Here is a 14,877-nt window from a genome sequence, read left to right as displayed (position 1 = left end):
GCCGGCCTTCTCGTGGTCCGCTCGTGTTTCACTCGTCGTCGGCCGGTCAGGCGTCGGTGCGCGCCAGCCGCCAGGCGGCGCCCGCCAGCGCCAGCACCGTCCAGGTGAGGAACACCAGCAGTCCGGCGACGGGTGTCAGCGCGGGCGCGGTGTGGTGCAGGGCGAACATCGACTCGCCCGCGTTGCTGGGCAGGTACGGGCTGATCCGGTCCTGCCACGAGGTCGGCAGCAGGCTGACCAGGCCGGGGACCAGCATCAGCGAGGCCACCAGCACCGAGATGCCGCCGGCCACCGAGCGCAGCAGGGCGCCGAGCGCGGTGCCGATCACACCGACCAGGGCGAGGTAGAGCCCTGCGCCGAGCAGGCTGCGGGCCACCCCGGCGTCCGAGATGGTGAGGGCGGCGGGCGTCCCGGAGACAATCCCGCTGCCGATCAGGAAGGCGGTGAGAACACCGACCGTGGCGACGACGAGGGCGACCACACCGTAGACGGCGGCCTTGGACCACAGGACGGGCAGTCGGCGCGGGACGGCGGCCAGCGTGGAGCGGATCATCCCGGTCGAGTACTCGCCCGCGGTGACCAGGACCCCGAGGACCCCGAGCGCGAGCTGGCCGAAGTTCGTGCCGAACAGGGACAGCTGCACTGCTGTGGCGTCGGCGAAGTCGCGGTCGAGACGGCCGCCCGCGCTGATCCTGGACTTGTAGTGCGCGCACGCGATGAGCCCGAAGGCGACCACGAAGAGCAGCGCCAGCCCCAGGGTGATCCAGGTGGAGCGCAAGGACCAGAGCTTGGCCCACTCGGCACGCAGCACGCGGCGGGCGGTGACCCGGTAGACCGGGCGGGTGGGCGCGGTGGCGGACGGCCCAGCGGCCCGGGTCGCGGTGGTGGTGGTCATGCCGTCCTCCCGGGGGCTTCGATGCCGGTGGTGGTGCCGTGGTACTCGACGGCGTCCCTGGTCAGCTCCATGAAAGCCTCTTCCAGGGACACGCTCTTCGCGCTCAGCTCGAACAGCGCGATCCCGTGCTCGGCCGCCGTCAGCCCGATCGTCCGGGCGGGTACGCCGGTCACCTGCAGCTCCTCCGTGCCCACCTTTCCGGTGATCTCCACGCCCGGGGCGGCGAGCAGTTCGCGCAGGCGCGCCGGGTCGGAGCAGGCCACCTTCACGGTGTCGCCACCGGCCTGGCGCACCAGGTCCTCGACGGTGGTATCGGCGAGCAGCCGGCCGCGTCCCACCACGATGAGGTGCTCGGCGACCAGGGCCATCTCGCTCATCAGGTGCGAGGAGACGAAGACCGTGCGGCCCTCGGCAGCCAGCCCGGTGAGCAGGTTGCGGATCCACAGCACGCCCTCGGGGTCGAGGCCGTTCACCGGCTCGTCCAGCATCACCGTGGCGGGGTCGCCCAGCAGCGCGGCCGCTATGCCGAGGCGCTGGCCCATGCCGAGCGAGAACGCCCCGGCGCGCTTCCCGGCCACCGATTGCAGGCCCGTCAGCTCGACGACCTCGTCGACCCGGCGGCGCGGGATGCCGTGGGTGTGGGCCTGCGCCATCAGGTGGTCGAAGGCGGAGCGCCCCGGGTGGATCGACTTCGCCTCCAGCAGCGCGCCGACCTCCTGGAGCGGGGCGCTGTGGTCGGCGTACCGGCGCCCGTTGACGCTCACCGTCCCGCCGGTGGGGGCGTCCAGGCCGACGATCATCCGCATCGTGGTCGACTTGCCCGCGCCGTTGGGCCCCAGGAACCCGGTCACGGAACCGGGCTTGACCGTGAAGTCCAGCCGGTCGACCGCCGTCTTCTCCCCGTACCGCTTCGTCAGTTGCTGTGCCTCGATCATGGACGATCCCTCGTGCTCGGGCTCCGGTCGGTCCGGCCGCCTCAGCTGCCACGCTAGGTGCGGATTCCCCGGGAACAGTGGTACCCGGGACGTGAACCACCGGCCACCGGTGGTACCGCGGTACTACGCCTGCCGGGGCGGCGGTGGCCGACGGCGAGGCCGCCCTGCGTGGCCACCGGCCGGCCGTTCCGCTCCGGCCGTTCCGCCTCGGGCCGTTCCGCTCCGGGCCGTTCCGCTCCGGGCCGGGCAGTGGGCCGGGGCCGGCTCGGCTCGGAGGGGCTCACCACGGGGGGACGGCGGGCCGTGCGGTCCACGGGGCCCGCGATCCGGCCGGCGCCGAGCACGGGCATGCGCACCGCGCCGGCACCGGTGCCCGCAGTGTCCAGGTGGCCGCTTTCGCCGGGCCCCGGCCGTCCCGCGTCACGGGTGAGGGCGCAGGGCGCGACCACGGGGTGCGTGCCGCCCACTCGGCGGGCCGGACCGCGGATCCGGGCATCCGGGCGGTCCGGTCGGGCCCTCGGCCGGGTGTGGTCACACGGGTCGGAATGGTCATGACGCCCTCCGAGAACCTTCGACGGTGGTGTCTGTCGGACGCGTGGACGAGCGCGGGTCGCCGGCCGCCCGGCCAGGACCTCCCCAAGACAGCCGACTCGGCTGTCGACCAGGCGTCCCGCGATTCACGCTAGCCGCGGCGAAGTGGCGGACCGTGGTACCCGAGCGGGAACTCTCGCGGCGCAGTGGTACCTCGGTACGACCCCGACCGGATCGCCGGTCGGGGGTGGGCCACCACCGGTGCGGGCCTCGGGTTGCGGTCTCCGGATCACCCGACCGGCACCGGCTCTCCGACGGCCTCACCGTCCGGCGCCGGCTCTCAAGGCCTCACCGTCCGGCGCCGGCTCTCCGGGCCTCACCGTCCGGCGCCGGCTCTCAAGGCCTCACCGTCCGGCGCCGGCTCTCCGGGCAGCGCCCCGGCCGCTCCTCCGTGACGCGCCGGGGACACTGCCCGGCACCCGGAAGACGCCCGGAGATCGGGCGCGGTCAACCTCTCGTTCACCCTCGTGCCGGAGTGTCCGGGGTGATTGGACGGCGGCGCCACCCACGTCTACATTCCTGTAGTCACATGCGATGGCCACGGTGCCCGCATGCCGATCTCCTGCCGATTTGCCCGACATCACTGGGAAGGTGCACGTGAGCGCGATCACTGTCGGACAGGCGGTTGTCCTGGGCATCGTGGAGGGGGTGACCGAGTTCCTGCCCGTCTCCTCGACCGGCCACCTGAAGATCACCGAGGGGCTCATGGACATCCCGGTCGACGACACCTCCGTCGTCGGCTTCACCGCCGTCATCCAGGTCGGCGCCATCGCCGCCGTGCTGCTCTACTTCCTCAAGGACATCGTGCGGATCGTCTCCGCCTGGGGCCGCGGCCTGGTGAACCGCGAGGAGCGCTACCACCACGACTACAAGTTCGCCTGGTGGGTCATCTACGCCACTATCCCGATCGTCCTCGTCGGCCTGGCCGCCAAGCCGTTGATCAAGGGCCCCCTGGCCTCGCTCTGGGTGGTCGCCGGCTCGCTGATCGTCGGCAGCGCCGTGATGTGGGCGGCCGACCAGATAGGCCGTCACAAGCGCGGCGAGGACGACACCGGCTTCAAGGACGCGATGATCGTCGGCTCGGCGCAGATCCTCGCGCTGCTCTTCCCCGGCTTCTCGCGCTCCGGCGCGACGATGTCCGCCGGCCTGATCCTCGACCTCGACCGGGTGGCCGCCACCCGGCTCTCCTTCTTCCTCGGCATCCCCGCCCTCACCGGCGCCGGCCTCTACGAGCTGAAGGACGCCCTGGGCGCCGGGGTCGACGCCACGCCGCTCGTGGTCGGCACCGCGGTCTCCTTCGTGGTCGCCTACGCCTCGATCGCCTGGCTGCTGAAGTACGTCGCCAAGCACTCGTTCAACGCCTTCGTCGTCTACCGGATCGCCATCGGCGTGATCCTCTTCGGTCTGCTCGGCACCGGCGTACTGAGCGCCTGACGCCCCGTCCAGCCCGGACGGGGACCGGCGGACGACCGTCTGACGACAGGCGGACGACCGGCGAACGGCCGGCCACCGCCGGGCCGTCAGACGGTCAGCCACCTGCGCAGGCCCCCGTCCGGGCCCGGTCCACCAGGCCCCGCCCGCGCCCGGCCAGGAGGCCGAGCCCGGATCCGGCGGCAGCGCCGACCAGGGCGCCCAGGGCGACGTCGTGCGGGTGGTGGACACCGACCTGGCCGTCACCTGCGGGACCTTGCTCCACGCGGGCCGGGACGGTCCGAGCCGCAGCAGCGGTGTGCCTGCACGCCCGGTTCTGCGCGGACAGGCCGCCCACCGGTGGTCACCCGGCGGCCCCGGCGCCCGGACGGGAGGGCGCTTCCGGGCTCCCGCCGGACGGGGGTCGGCCGATCAGCGGGATCAGTGGCAGGGTCAGGCCCAGCCAGAGAGCGGCGAGGAGCCAGCCACCGACCACGTCGAACGGCCAGTGGACGCCGAGGTAGATCCGGCTCAGGCCGACGGCGACCGCGGCCAGGCCCAACAGCCCCACGAGCGGCACCGTCCAGGGCCGCCGCCGGCCGCCTCTCAGTACCGCCCAGGCGAGCAGACCGGCGGCAGCCGCGGCGGTGAAGGCGTGGCCCGAGGGGTAGGCGTAGCCGCTGGGCGAGGCGGCGACCCAGTCCGCCATCGGCGGACGGGGACGGGCGAAGGCTCTCATGAGCCCGTTGCGGAGCAGCTGACCCGTGGCCAGGACCAGCACGGGTGCGCAGGCCTGCGCGATCCGGACGATCGGACGCTCCGGCCGTCCGCTGCGCCGGACCAGCAGGAAGCCGGCCGCCACGGCCGCGAGGTACGGCGGGACCCCCGTCCCCAGGTCCGTCACGACCCCGACGATTCGCACCGCAGGCGAGGGGCGGTGGGCGACCGCCCAGGAGTGCAGGGCCGACTCCACCGGGAAGGGGCCCCAGCCGTGAACGGCGAGCAGGGTGGTGAGCACGCCGAAGAGCAGCACCGGGACCGCGACCGTCAGGGCCAGGACCCGAGCCCACGGGTGACGCCCGGTCACATGCCCGCCCGGAGTGCGGCGGTGAGGGCCAGGGAGCCCTCTGCCCGGAAGAGCCCGGCCGACGGGCCGGCCCCGGCGGAGAGCTCGATCGCGGCCCCTGGCACCAGGAGTGCCCCGGAGTCCCGGCTCGGCGCACGCGCATCCAGGACGTCCACGGCCGACGGGCCTGTGGGATGGGGCATGGGTCGGCACCTCTCATCGGGGATGCCTCGGCACCCATCGCCGTCTACATCACTGTAGACAGGATGACACCGACGACGCCAGCGGCCTCCGTCCGGTCCGGCCGGCTCAGACCCGGGCGACCGGGCGGCCCCGTTCGAGGGTGAGGACGGTGTCGGCGTGGTCCGCGACCAGCGGCAGGTCGTGGCTGATCAGGGCCAGGGCGAGCCCGCGTTCGGCCCGTAGGGCGGCGAGCAGCGCCATGATGCCGGCAGCGGTGGCGGCGTCCAGGGCCGAGGTGACCTCGTCGCAGAGCAGGATCTCGGGCTCCGCCGCCAGGGCCCGGGCGATCGAGACGCGCTGGCGCTGGCCGCCGGAGAGCTCGTGCGGGTAGCGGCCGGCGAAGTCTGCGGGCAGGCCGACGGCGTCGAGGAGTTCCGCCACCCTCGCCGGGCACCCTTCGCGCAGGGTGCCGAAGTGCAGGCGCAGCGGCCTGGTCAGGGTGGCGCCGACCGTCCGGACGGGGTTGAGCGCGCCGAGCGGGTTCTGCGGGACGAGCTGGATCCGGCGGCGCTGGTCGCGGGTGCGGCGGCGGTGGTGGCCGGCGAGCGCTGCTCCGTCCAGGGTCAGGGTGCCGCCGGAGGCCTGGTGCAGACCGGCCAGGACACGGACCAGGGTGGTCTTCCCCGATCCGGAGGGGCCGATGATCCCGGCGCAGGCTCCCGGGAGAAGGTCCAGGTCGAGCTCGGCGAGCACCGGTCGGCGGTCGCGGCCGGCGCCGACCTCGGCACTCAGGGCGCGGGCGCCCAGACCGAGGGCGGGCCCGTCGCTCGTCCGGGCCGGTCCTGGCGGCCGCGGCTTGAGGACGACGGCCGGGCGAGGTCCCGCCGCGGCGGCCGGACGCAGCTCCATGGTCCGGTCGGCGCAGCGGTCGACGAACTCCGGATCGTGGCTGGCGAGGGCGACCGCCAGACCGTGACGGTCCGCCAGGTCGCGCAGCAGGTCGGCGATCTCGTCGCGCAGGGCCGGGTCGAGCCCTGCGGTGGGCTCGTCCAGCAGCAGGATCCGGGGCCGGCGGGCGAGCGCGCGGGCCAGTGCGACCCGGCGCTGCTGGCCGCCGGAGAGCGCGGCGGGGCGGCGGCGTTCCAACTGCTCGTCGAGGGGCAGGCGGACCTGCCCGAGCAGGTCGAGCAGCGCCACTCGGGAGCCGTCCACCGCGGTCTCGTGGATCAGGCGGTCCACCCGCATCCGGGGGTTGAGCCCCGAGCCCGGGTCCTGGCCGAGGTAGGCGAGGTGCTCGCGGCGCAGCCGGCGCAGCTGCTCCGGGGCCAGAGCGAGGATGTCCTGGCCCAGCACGGTGACGGCCCCGGAGGTGACGGCGGCCTCCGGCGGCAGGGCACCGGCGAACGCGCGCAGCAGGGTGGTCTTGCCGGCTCCGGACGGCCCGGTGATCGCGTCGATCCGGCCGGCTTCCAGGGTGAGCGAGGCGTCGGCGAGCAGCGGGGTGCCGTCGCCGAGGGCGATGGAGAGTCCGGTGGCCTGGGCGGCCGGGGCGGTGGGGCTCACAGGGGGGTCTCCGGGGTGGGCCGGGCGGGTGCGAGGGCCTCGGACGCGAGGTTGACGCTGATGGCGAGCAGGCCGATGGCGAGGCAGGGCGCGCCGACGGCCCAGGGGTTGAGCATGATGCCGGGGGCGTTCTCCCGGATCATCAGGGCCCAGTCGGCCTCGGGTGGTTGGGGGCCCAGCTGCAGGAAGGCGGCGATCGACACCACGTAGACACCCTCGACGAAGCGCAGGCCGAAGAGGGCGAGCAGGGTGGCGCGGAGGTTGGGGATCACCTCGCGGGCCACCAGGTACCAGAGACCTTCGCCTCCCGCGGAGGCGGTCTCGATGTAGCCGGTGGCGGCGATGGGTGCGGCGGCTGCCGCGACGACCCGCACGGCGTAGGGGACGCCGAGGACGACTGCGGCGGCGCCGACGGCGAGGCGGCCTCCGCCCGGCCAGGCCAGGGCGATGAGCATGATGCCGAGGACGGCCGGCAGGAGGATGGCGAGGTCGGCGGTGCGCTCGACCCAGCGGCCCAGGCGCGGGCGCAGCGCGGCCAGGATGCCGATCGCGGTCGCGGCCGCGGTGACCACGACGGCGATGACCAGGGCGGTGCCGATCAGGGGGCCGCCGCCGTGCAGCAGCCGGCTGAGGACGTCGCGGCCGAGCTGGTCCCCGCCGAGGGCGGCGGTGCCGTCGGCGGAGCCGTAGGGGGCGGTGACGGGCCGGTCGGTGGAGTTGGGCGCGAGGAGCGGACCGGTGAGCGCGAGGACGACGAGCAGCAGCGCGGGCAGCACCCGGGCCAGGGTCCGGTGGCGGGGCCGACGTGCCCGCGTGGGAGGGGCGGTGGTGGTCATCGGCGCGCCCCCAGGGTGCGGTCGCGGATCAGGTCGGCCAGGAGGAGGAGCGCACTGATGGCCGCGCCGGTGGCGGCGACGACGCCGGCCACCAACGGGGTGTCGCGGTCGGCGATGGCGCCGGACAGCACCGCCCCGATGCCGGGGTAGTTGAAGAGCGTCTCGACGACGACGGCGCCGCCGAGCAGCATGCCGGCGGAGGTGGCGGTGGAGACCGCGATGGCGGGCAGGGCGCCGGGCAGCATGTGGTGGGTGAGGATCCGTCGGCGCGGCAGGCCGTCGAGGATCGCGGCCTGGACGTGCGGGAGGGCGGCCTGGTCGGCGAGGGCGCCCCGCACGATCCTGGTGTTCCAGCCGATCTGGGGGATCGCCAACGAGAGCAGTGGCAGCACGAGCATGTCCCAGGACGCGGGTGCGCCGTCGGCGCCGGTGAGGGTGACGGCGGGGAGCCAGCCCGTCCACTGGGAGAACACCAGCAGGAGGGCGACGGAGACGACGAACTCGGGCAGGGCGAAGGCGGCGGTGGCGAGCACCGCGACCGTGCGGTCGACCGGGCCGCCGGGGCGCAGGGTGGCCCAGCTGCCGAGGGCGAGGGCGCCGACGATGCTCAGCGCGAGCGCGAGCGATCCGAGCAGCAGGGTGTTGGGGAACGGGCCGGACAGCACGGAGGTGACGGGCTGTCCGTGGGCGGTGGTGCCGAGGTCACCGGCGGGAAGGCCGGTCATCCAGTCCCAGAACCGTTCGGCCACCGGGCGGTCGAGCCCGAGCGCGGCGCGGCGGGCGGCCATGTCGGCGGCGGTCTCGCCGCGTTCCGAGGTGGCGTTGGCCGCGTCACCCGGCAGGACCTCGATCGCGGCGAAGACCGCGGCCAGCAGCAGGGCGAGCATGCCGAGGCGCCTGACGGCGAGCCAGGCGGCCCGGCCCGCACCGGGGAGGACGCGGGCCCGGCCGGGCCGGGCCTTCGGTGCGCGGGCACCGTCGGCGGCATGTGCCGGGATCAACGGGCCAGCCAGGTCTTCTCGAGCTGGACGCGGCCGTAACCGGGGAGCTTGGGCAGGTCGCGGACGGCGGAGCCGGCGAGGTCGATGCCGTCGGCCATGCCCCACAGCAGGTAGCCGGACGAGGCGTACTCGACCTCCTGCAGCTGGTGCAGCGCCTTGGCGCGCTCGGCCGGGTCGGCGGCGCCGATGGCCTTGTGGTAGGCCTCGTCGAACGAGGGCTCCTTCCAGCCGGCTTCGTTCTGGCCCGCCTCCGAGACCATGGTCTTGGAGGCGAAGAACACCACGGAGTCGTTGGTTCCCCAGTACGTGGTGTAGAGCGGGGCCCTGAGCCAGGTGGCGTCCCAGAAGATCTTCGAGTCCTGCTTGACCACGTTGATCTTCACGCCGGCCTCGCGGGCCTGGGTGGCGAACAGCGTCGCGGACTCCGCGAGGCCGGAGATGTCCTCCGTGGTGATCAGGTCGTAGGTCTTGGCCGTGTCGAAGCCGGCGTCGGCGAGCAGCTGCTTGGCCTTGGCGAGGTCCCGCTTGCGCTGCGGCACGTCCTTGGCGATTGCCGGATCGCCGGTGCCGAGGATGTCGTTGCCGATCGTGCCGTAGCCGGACAGGACCTGCCTGACCATCGCGTCGCGGTCCACCGCGAGGCGCAGCGCCTCGCGGACCCTCGGATCGGCGAACGGGCCGTCGGCCGTGCGCATGACGATCGGCATCGCCATGTCGTTGGGCCGGCGCAGGATCCGGACGTCCTTGCGGGCCTCCGCGGTGCGGGCGGCGACCGCGCCGACGTTGGAGGCGACGTCGATCTGCCCGGCGAGCAGCGCGTTGGCCATCGCCTGCGGGCTCTCGAACATCCGCACCTCGATGGCGTCGAGCAGCACCTTGCCGCCGTACCAGTCGTCGTTGCGCACCAGGCGGGCGTTGCCGTCGCGGAACCAGTCGAGCTTGAACGGGCCCGTGCCCGGCGCGCCGGCGATCCGTTCGTCCTTGGTGTCCTCCTTCAGGACGAAGGTGGTCAGGCGGGTGAGCAGCGGCAGGTCGGCGTTGGCGTAGTCCGACACCAGGACGACGGTCTTCGCGTCCTCGGCCGTGATGCCCTCGGGCTTGATGCCCGGCAGGCGGGACGCTCCGGCCGGGGTGGCCCGCAGGCGCTTGAGGGAGAAGACGACGTCGTCGGCGGTGACCGGGGTGCCGTCATGGAACTTGGCGCCGTCGGCGATGGTGAAGCGCCAGGTCTTGAGGTCCTCGGAGGGCTTCCAGCTCGTGGCGATCCTGGGCGCGGTGTTGGTCCTGTCGCCGGGTATCGCCAGCGTGTCGTAGACCAGGCTGAGGATCAGGTAGTCGCTCTCGTTGGACTGCGTGCCGTGGGGGTCGCGGGTCACCGAGGAGGCCTTGCCGAGCGCACCGACCTTCAAGGTGCCACCGCTGCGGGGCTGTTCGGACGCGGCTCCGGAGGCCGCGGCATCCTTCGATCCGCCCGTACCGCTGCTGCAGGCGGCGAGCGCACCGACCGCCCCGATCCCGGCACCGGCCCACAGCAGCCGTCGTCTGGTGATGCCCACGTCGTTCCTCATTCCGGTCGAGCAGAACTTGCTTAGGTTTACCTATCCTAAGTAGGAGAATCGTCGCAACCCCGCCCGGCCGATTTGGCCGAGGTACATTCTCCGCTTGATTGAGCGTCAAGTCCCGTTTCGCACAGGCACGTTGTGGCGCAGGGCATCGATCGTGAGCACACTCTGCGGCCGGCGATCAAAAGCAGACAGCCGAGCCACTAAGGGTTGCCTTACTTCTGAGTCGTTGTTACGTTCCTCGGTGTCCGGCTGCCCGAGCCGCGCCGGACCAGACGCCTTTGCGTTCCCTCCCACTTCCGTGCCGGGCCGCGCCGCCGCCGTGCGCCCGCACTTCCACCTGCCACGCAACGGAAGGTGCCTCCGTGCCCACCGCCGCCCCTGCCCCGGTACGCCGGCTCGCTGCCGACCACGTCACCGAGCTCACCGCCATCGCGGCCGAACTGCTGGACATTCACGGCTCCGCCACCAGCCCCGCACTGCTCGCCGACCTGCCCCTCGTCCGCTCCCGGCTCAGCCGAGGACTGCACCACGCCCTGCGCCCGGTGGACACCGCCGACGGCCTGTTCGTGGTCCGGGGACTGCACGTCGACGACGCCGAACTCGGCCCCACGCCCGGCCACTGGTCCACCGTCGGTCGGGCCGGCGCCGTCTGGGACGTCGTGCTGCTGCTGGTCTCCACCCTGATGGGCACTCCGATCGCCTGGGACGGCCAGCAGGACGGCCGCTTCGTCCACAACATCGTCCCCTCCCCGGGACACGAGACCGTCCAGACCGGCGCCAGCAGCAGCGTCCTGCTCACCCCGCACACCGAGGACGCCTTCCACCCCGGCCGCGCCCACCTGCTGCTGCTGTGCTGCATGCGCAACCACGACCACATCGCCACCACCGCGGCCAGCATCCGCCGCGCCAGGCTCTCGGACGCGGACGTCGCCGAACTGACCCGCCCCGTCGCCCCGATCCTGCCCGACGACGCCTACGAGGACGCCCAGAGGTTCGGCGGCAAGCCCGCATCGGTGCCGACCCTCTTCGCCACCGACGGCGGCCTGACCCTTCGCTACGACCCCGCCTACACCCCGCTCGACGAGGCCGACGAATCCTGGCGCGCCGCATACGGCCGCCTGGACGACGAACTGGCCCGCGTCTCCGTCGCGGTGAGCCTCCGGCCCGGCGACGTCCTGGTGGTCGACAACGACCTCGTCGTGCACGGCCGTGTCCCGTTCCGGGCCCGCTACGACGGCACCGACCGCTGGCTCAAGCGCGCCTCCGTCCGCGTTCCCGGCCGCCGCAGCCGGCCCGAGGCCGAGAACGCCGAGCACGGCTACGGCCAGGCCACCCTCGAGGCCTGGCCCGCCTGAACGAGGCCGGCACCACCCCTGCCGCACCCCACTTCCCGAAGGGACAACCCCCATGACCTCCCAGGACACCGTGACGCCCCACCCCGGCACCCTGCGCGTCCTGAGCACCAGCGACCTCGCCGGCATCGACATCACGCTCGCCGACGTCGTCGCCACCGTCGAACAGGCCTACCGCACCCTGGCCGCCGGGCAGTCCGACAACCCGCGCAAGCTCACCGTCAAGCCCGCCGACGGACACTCCGTCTCCTACGCGATGCTCGGCCGCGACGGCGTGCGCAACGTCGTCGCGATCAAGACCTCGTACAAGCACGGCCTGGACAGGGGCCGCGAGGAGCAGCACTACTACACGACGCTCAGCATCTACGACGACGTCACCGGCCTGCCGGTGGCGATGATGGACTGCGGCCGGATCGGCTCGCTGCGCACCCCCGCCGTCTCCGCCCTGCTGGCCCGCGAGTGCGCCACCCCCGACGCCCGCACCGCGCTGGTCATCGGCACCGGCACCCAGGGCCGCCTGGCGCTGCCGTTCCTGCTCACCACCCTGCCCAGGCTGGAACGCCTGCTGCTCTCGGGCAGTCACCCGGAGGGCATAGCCGCCGTCCGCGAGCAGCTCGCCCACTACTTCCCCGGCCGTGAGCTGGAGTTGGTGACCGACCTCAAGCGTGCGGCGGGCGACGCGGACGTCATCGTCGCCACGGCAGGCGGCCACACCAGCGCCGCCGTCGAGGCCGGCTGGCTCAAGCCCGGAGCGGTCGCCATCCTGGTCGGCCACGGGCTCGCGCCCTCCGCCCTGCACCGGGCCGACCGCGTGATCGCCACCAGCGAGGCCCAGATGCAGGTCACCGGGACCGACATGGCCGACGACGACGGCAAGCTGCCCGCCGTCGACGTCGAGCTGCCCGTCGTCCTGTCCGGCGTGTCCAAGGCCCGCACCGCGCCCGGCCAGCGCATCTTCGCCTACAACAGCGGACTGGTCGTCACCGACATCGCGCTCGGCCACCGCTTCGCCCAGCTCGCCGCCGAGCAGGGCCTGGGCACCGAGGTGGCGCTGTGGCGCTGACCCTCCCCGCCCACCCCGACCCCGGCCACGACGAGATCCTGGGCGACGGCCTCCTGCACGAGCTCTCGCACGCGTTCGGCGGCCCGTTCCACTTCGTGCTGCCCGAGCGGTTCGACGCCAACCTCGCCGCGTTCCGCGGCGCCCTCGACGAGTCCGGGGTCGAGGGGAGGGTGTACTTCGCGAAGAAGGCCAACAAGGCCGCCGCCTTCGTCGAACGCTGCGCCCAGGCGGGCGCCGGCGTGGACGTCGCCGGCCACGGCGAACTGCGTGAGGCCCTCGGCCACGGCGTCCGCGGCGAGGACCTCGTCGTCACCGGCCCGGCCAAGGCCGACCGGCTCCTGCACGTCGCCGCCCTCCAGGGGGCACTGATCGCCGTCGACTCCCTCGACGAACTGGAGCGCGTCCTGCACCTGGAGACCCCCCGGCCGGTCCGCATCCTGCTGCGCCGCTTCCCGCCCTCCCAGCCGGGGAGCCGCTTCGGCCTGGACGACGACCAGCTGGACCAGGCCCTGCTGCGGTGCGCCGCGGCCGGGGACCGGATCCGGATGGAGGGCTTCGGCTTCCACCTGTCCGGCTACGAGGTGCAGCCGCGGACCGACCTCGCCGGCGAGCTGGTCGAACTCTGCCTCAAGGCCCGGATCCTGGGATTGCAGGCCGACCGGATCAGCATCGGCGGCGGCTTCGCCGTCGACTACACCTCGGCCGGCCACTGGCGGGCCTTCCTGGCCGCACAGGGACCGGACGACTACCACGCCGGGAAGTCCTTCACCCCGGACGGCTTCTACCCCTACCACTCCCCCGTCGCCGGGGCCGACGCCCTGCGGGCCGTCCTCGCCGGCCGCCCGCACGGGACGGGTGATCCCCTGACCGCCCGGCTGCGCGACGCCGGCGTCATGCTGCTCCTGGAGCCGGGTCGCGCGCTGCTGGACGGCGCCGGGTCCTCCGTCTTCGGCGTCCAGGGCGTCAAGGACCGGGCGGGGTACGGCATCGTCACCGTCGACGGCACCAGCCTGAGCCTGTCCGAGCAGTGGTTCAACAGCGAGTACCTGCCCGACCCGGTACTCCTCTCCGAAGGCCGCACCGGCGATCGCACCGACGACGCGGCCTACCGGGCCTGCGTGGGCGGGGCCAGCTGCCTGGACTCCGACCTGCTCACCTGGCGCAAGATCGCCTTCCCCACCCGGCCCCGGTTCGGCGACCTGCTGGTCTACCCCAACACCGCCGGCTACCAGATGGACTCCAACGAGTCCCCCTTCCACGACCTCCCGCTGCCGCCCAAGGTCGTCGTCCAGCACGTGAACGGCCGGCTGCGCTGGCGGCTCGACCGCCGCCCGGCCTGCTGACCCGCCCCCACCCCCTGTCTACGGAGCTCCCCCGCCATGACCGACGCCCTGTTCCGCCCGCCGGTGGTCACCCGGATATCCGACCTCATCGGCTACACCCCGCTGTTCGAGCTCGCCCGCGCCGACAACGGCGCCCGCCTCCTGCTGAAGCTGGAGATGTACAACCCCACCGGCAGCGCCAAGATCCGCATGGCCCGTCAGATGGTCCTCGACGCCGAGGAACGCGGCGAGCTCCGCGAGGGCGGCCACATCATCGAGTCCACCTCCGGAAACACCGGACTGGGCCTGGCCGTCGTCGCCGCCGAACGCGGCTACCGCTTCACCGCCGTCGTCGACAACCACGCCGCGGTCGACAAGCTGCGCGGCATGCAGGCCATGGGCACCGAACTCGTCTACGTCGTCGAGGACGGCGGCGAGGAACTCAACACCGCCGCCCGCGAGGAACTCGCCGAGGACATGGCCCGCGGCAAGGACAACACCTTCTTCACCGAGCAGCACAACAACCCCAGCAACGCCGTCGGCTACTACCCCGTCGGCCGTGAGATCGCCCAGGCCCTCGACAACCGGGTCGACGTGTTCATCGGCGCGGTCGGCACCGGCGGCGGCCTGTGCGGAACCGCCCTGGAGCTCAGGAAGCACGCCCCCGGGGTCGCCGTCGTCGGGGTCGAACCCAAGGGGTCCATCGCCTTCGGACCGCCCGCCCACGACTACTACCAGTCCGGCACCGGCACCCCCGAAGGCGCCACCATCGGCCTGCTCGTCGACTACGACCTCATCGACGAAGGCGTCAAGGTCGGCGACGTCGAGGCGTTCGCCACCGCCCGCGTCGTCGCCCGCCGCACCGGCCTGCTCATCGGCGGCTCCGCCGGCGGCGTCGTCCACGAGGCCCTGACCCGCCTCCAGACCCTCCCCCCGGACGCGGTTATGGTCGCCTTCATCAACGACGGCGGCGAGAAGTACATGGACACCGTCTTCAACGACGACTGGATGATCGCCCGCAACCTCGTCGACGACGCCGTCGAGGCCGGCATCGACGAGACCCTCGCCAAACTCCGCAGGTCCTGACTTTCGGAA

14 protein-coding genes are annotated in these 14,877 nt (G+C 73.3%); 5 read left to right on the top strand and 9 right to left on the bottom strand.

The genetic code is table 11. The features are described 5' to 3' along the window. Window positions 1-46: 46 nt before the first annotated feature. Together ACZ3YO_RS16575 and ACZ3YO_RS16570 are read right to left on the bottom strand one after the other, a co-directional pair. A complete protein-coding gene (locus tag ACZ3YO_RS16575) occupies window positions 47-895 on the bottom strand; it encodes an ABC transporter permease (RefSeq protein WP_465569680.1) in 849 nt (282 codons plus the stop codon). Next, window positions 892-1,830: an ABC transporter ATP-binding protein gene (locus ACZ3YO_RS16570; RefSeq protein ID WP_465569678.1), complete on the bottom strand. Its 939-nt coding sequence runs from the start codon at window positions 1,828-1,830 to the stop codon at window positions 892-894. The genes ACZ3YO_RS16575 and ACZ3YO_RS16570 overlap by 4 nt, the downstream gene beginning before the upstream one ends. A gap of 1,188 nt (window positions 1,831-3,018) precedes the next feature. On the opposite strand from ACZ3YO_RS16570, the gene ACZ3YO_RS16565 reads away from it, so the two are divergent. Next, the gene (locus tag ACZ3YO_RS16565; protein ID WP_465569677.1) at window positions 3,019-3,855 is read left to right on the top strand and encodes an undecaprenyl-diphosphate phosphatase; all 837 of its coding nucleotides are present in this window, start codon (window positions 3,019-3,021) and stop codon (window positions 3,853-3,855) included. 94 nt (window positions 3,856-3,949) lie between these two features. Here ACZ3YO_RS16565 and ACZ3YO_RS16560 read toward each other — a convergent pair whose 3' ends face one another. The 7 genes from ACZ3YO_RS16560 to ACZ3YO_RS16530 all read right to left on the bottom strand — a co-directional run bounded on the left by ACZ3YO_RS16560 (window position 3,950) and on the right by ACZ3YO_RS16530 (window position 10,048). Next, complete coding sequence (locus tag ACZ3YO_RS16560; protein WP_465569675.1) at window positions 3,950-4,117, bottom strand: hypothetical protein; 168 nt, start codon at window positions 4,115-4,117, stop codon at window positions 3,950-3,952. Window positions 4,118-4,195: 78 nt separating this feature from the next. After that, window positions 4,196-4,918, bottom strand: a complete 723-nt coding sequence (locus ACZ3YO_RS16555; protein ID WP_465569673.1) for a phosphatase PAP2 family protein — start codon at window positions 4,916-4,918, stop codon at window positions 4,196-4,198. Continuing rightward, window positions 4,915-5,100, bottom strand: a complete 186-nt coding sequence (locus ACZ3YO_RS16550) for a hypothetical protein (RefSeq protein WP_465569671.1) — start codon at window positions 5,098-5,100, stop codon at window positions 4,915-4,917. The genes ACZ3YO_RS16555 and ACZ3YO_RS16550 overlap by 4 nt, the downstream gene beginning before the upstream one ends. Window positions 5,101-5,206: 106 nt before the next feature. Continuing rightward, on the bottom strand, window positions 5,207-6,643 hold the full coding sequence (locus ACZ3YO_RS16545; protein WP_465569669.1) for an ABC transporter ATP-binding protein: 1,437 nt from the start codon (window positions 6,641-6,643) through the stop codon (window positions 5,207-5,209). After that, window positions 6,640-7,479: an ABC transporter permease subunit gene (locus ACZ3YO_RS16540; protein ID WP_465569667.1), complete on the bottom strand. Its 840-nt coding sequence runs from the start codon at window positions 7,477-7,479 to the stop codon at window positions 6,640-6,642. The genes ACZ3YO_RS16545 and ACZ3YO_RS16540 overlap by 4 nt, the downstream gene beginning before the upstream one ends. Beyond that, window positions 7,476-8,492: an ABC transporter permease gene (locus ACZ3YO_RS16535; protein WP_465570122.1), complete on the bottom strand. Its 1,017-nt coding sequence runs from the start codon at window positions 8,490-8,492 to the stop codon at window positions 7,476-7,478. Before ACZ3YO_RS16535 ends, ACZ3YO_RS16540 begins: the two co-directional genes overlap by 4 nt. After that, window positions 8,477-10,048: an ABC transporter substrate-binding protein gene (locus ACZ3YO_RS16530; RefSeq protein WP_465569665.1), complete on the bottom strand. Its 1,572-nt coding sequence runs from the start codon at window positions 10,046-10,048 to the stop codon at window positions 8,477-8,479. The genes ACZ3YO_RS16535 and ACZ3YO_RS16530 overlap by 16 nt, the downstream gene beginning before the upstream one ends. 359 nt (window positions 10,049-10,407) lie before the next feature. Here ACZ3YO_RS16530 and ACZ3YO_RS16525 point away from each other — a divergent pair, with 359 nt between their 5' ends. The 4 genes from ACZ3YO_RS16525 to ACZ3YO_RS16510 are packed head-to-tail and all read left to right on the top strand — an operon-like array spanning window position 10,408 to window position 14,868. Then, entirely contained in the window at window positions 10,408-11,400 is a 993-nt protein-coding gene (locus tag ACZ3YO_RS16525; protein WP_465569663.1) for a TauD/TfdA family dioxygenase, read from the top strand. 52 nt (window positions 11,401-11,452) lie between these two features. After that, on the top strand, window positions 11,453-12,460 hold the full coding sequence (locus ACZ3YO_RS16520; protein WP_465569661.1) for an ornithine cyclodeaminase family protein: 1,008 nt from the start codon (window positions 11,453-11,455) through the stop codon (window positions 12,458-12,460). Beyond that, window positions 12,451-13,803 carry a type III PLP-dependent enzyme domain-containing protein gene (locus ACZ3YO_RS16515; RefSeq protein WP_465569659.1) on the top strand — a complete coding sequence of 451 codons (1,353 nt, stop codon included), beginning with the start codon at window positions 12,451-12,453 and terminating at the stop codon, window positions 13,801-13,803. The genes ACZ3YO_RS16520 and ACZ3YO_RS16515 overlap by 10 nt, the downstream gene beginning before the upstream one ends. Window positions 13,804-13,839: 36 nt before the next feature. Then, window positions 13,840-14,868 carry a cysteine synthase family protein gene (locus tag ACZ3YO_RS16510; RefSeq protein ID WP_465569657.1) on the top strand — a complete coding sequence of 343 codons (1,029 nt, stop codon included), beginning with the start codon at window positions 13,840-13,842 and terminating at the stop codon, window positions 14,866-14,868. Window positions 14,869-14,877 lie beyond the last annotated feature (9 nt).

It is taken from the genome of Kitasatospora sp. NPDC022785 (genome assembly GCF_055561295.1).
Note: the sequence above shows the minus strand (reverse complement) of the source record. Positions and strands in the feature narration are given on the sequence as shown.

Excerpts from the sequence above, each read along its gene's own strand:
- ACZ3YO_RS16540 (WP_465569667.1), bottom strand. The coding sequence starts at position 7,479 with ATGACCACCACCGCCCCTCCCACGCGGGCACGTCGGCCCCGCCACCGG.
- ACZ3YO_RS16570 (WP_465569678.1), bottom strand. The coding sequence starts at position 1,830 with ATGATCGAGGCACAGCAACTGACGAAGCGGTACGGGGAGAAGACGGCG.
- ACZ3YO_RS16575 (WP_465569680.1), bottom strand. The coding sequence starts at position 895 with ATGACCACCACCACCGCGACCCGGGCCGCTGGGCCGTCCGCCACCGCG.
- ACZ3YO_RS16550 (WP_465569671.1), bottom strand. The coding sequence starts at position 5,100 with ATGCCCCATCCCACAGGCCCGTCGGCCGTGGACGTCCTGGATGCGCGT.
- ACZ3YO_RS16530 (WP_465569665.1), bottom strand. The coding sequence starts at position 10,048 with ATGAGGAACGACGTGGGCATCACCAGACGACGGCTGCTGTGGGCCGGT.
- ACZ3YO_RS16520 (WP_465569661.1), top strand. The coding sequence starts at position 11,453 with ATGACCTCCCAGGACACCGTGACGCCCCACCCCGGCACCCTGCGCGTC.
- ACZ3YO_RS16510 (WP_465569657.1), top strand. The coding sequence starts at position 13,840 with ATGACCGACGCCCTGTTCCGCCCGCCGGTGGTCACCCGGATATCCGAC.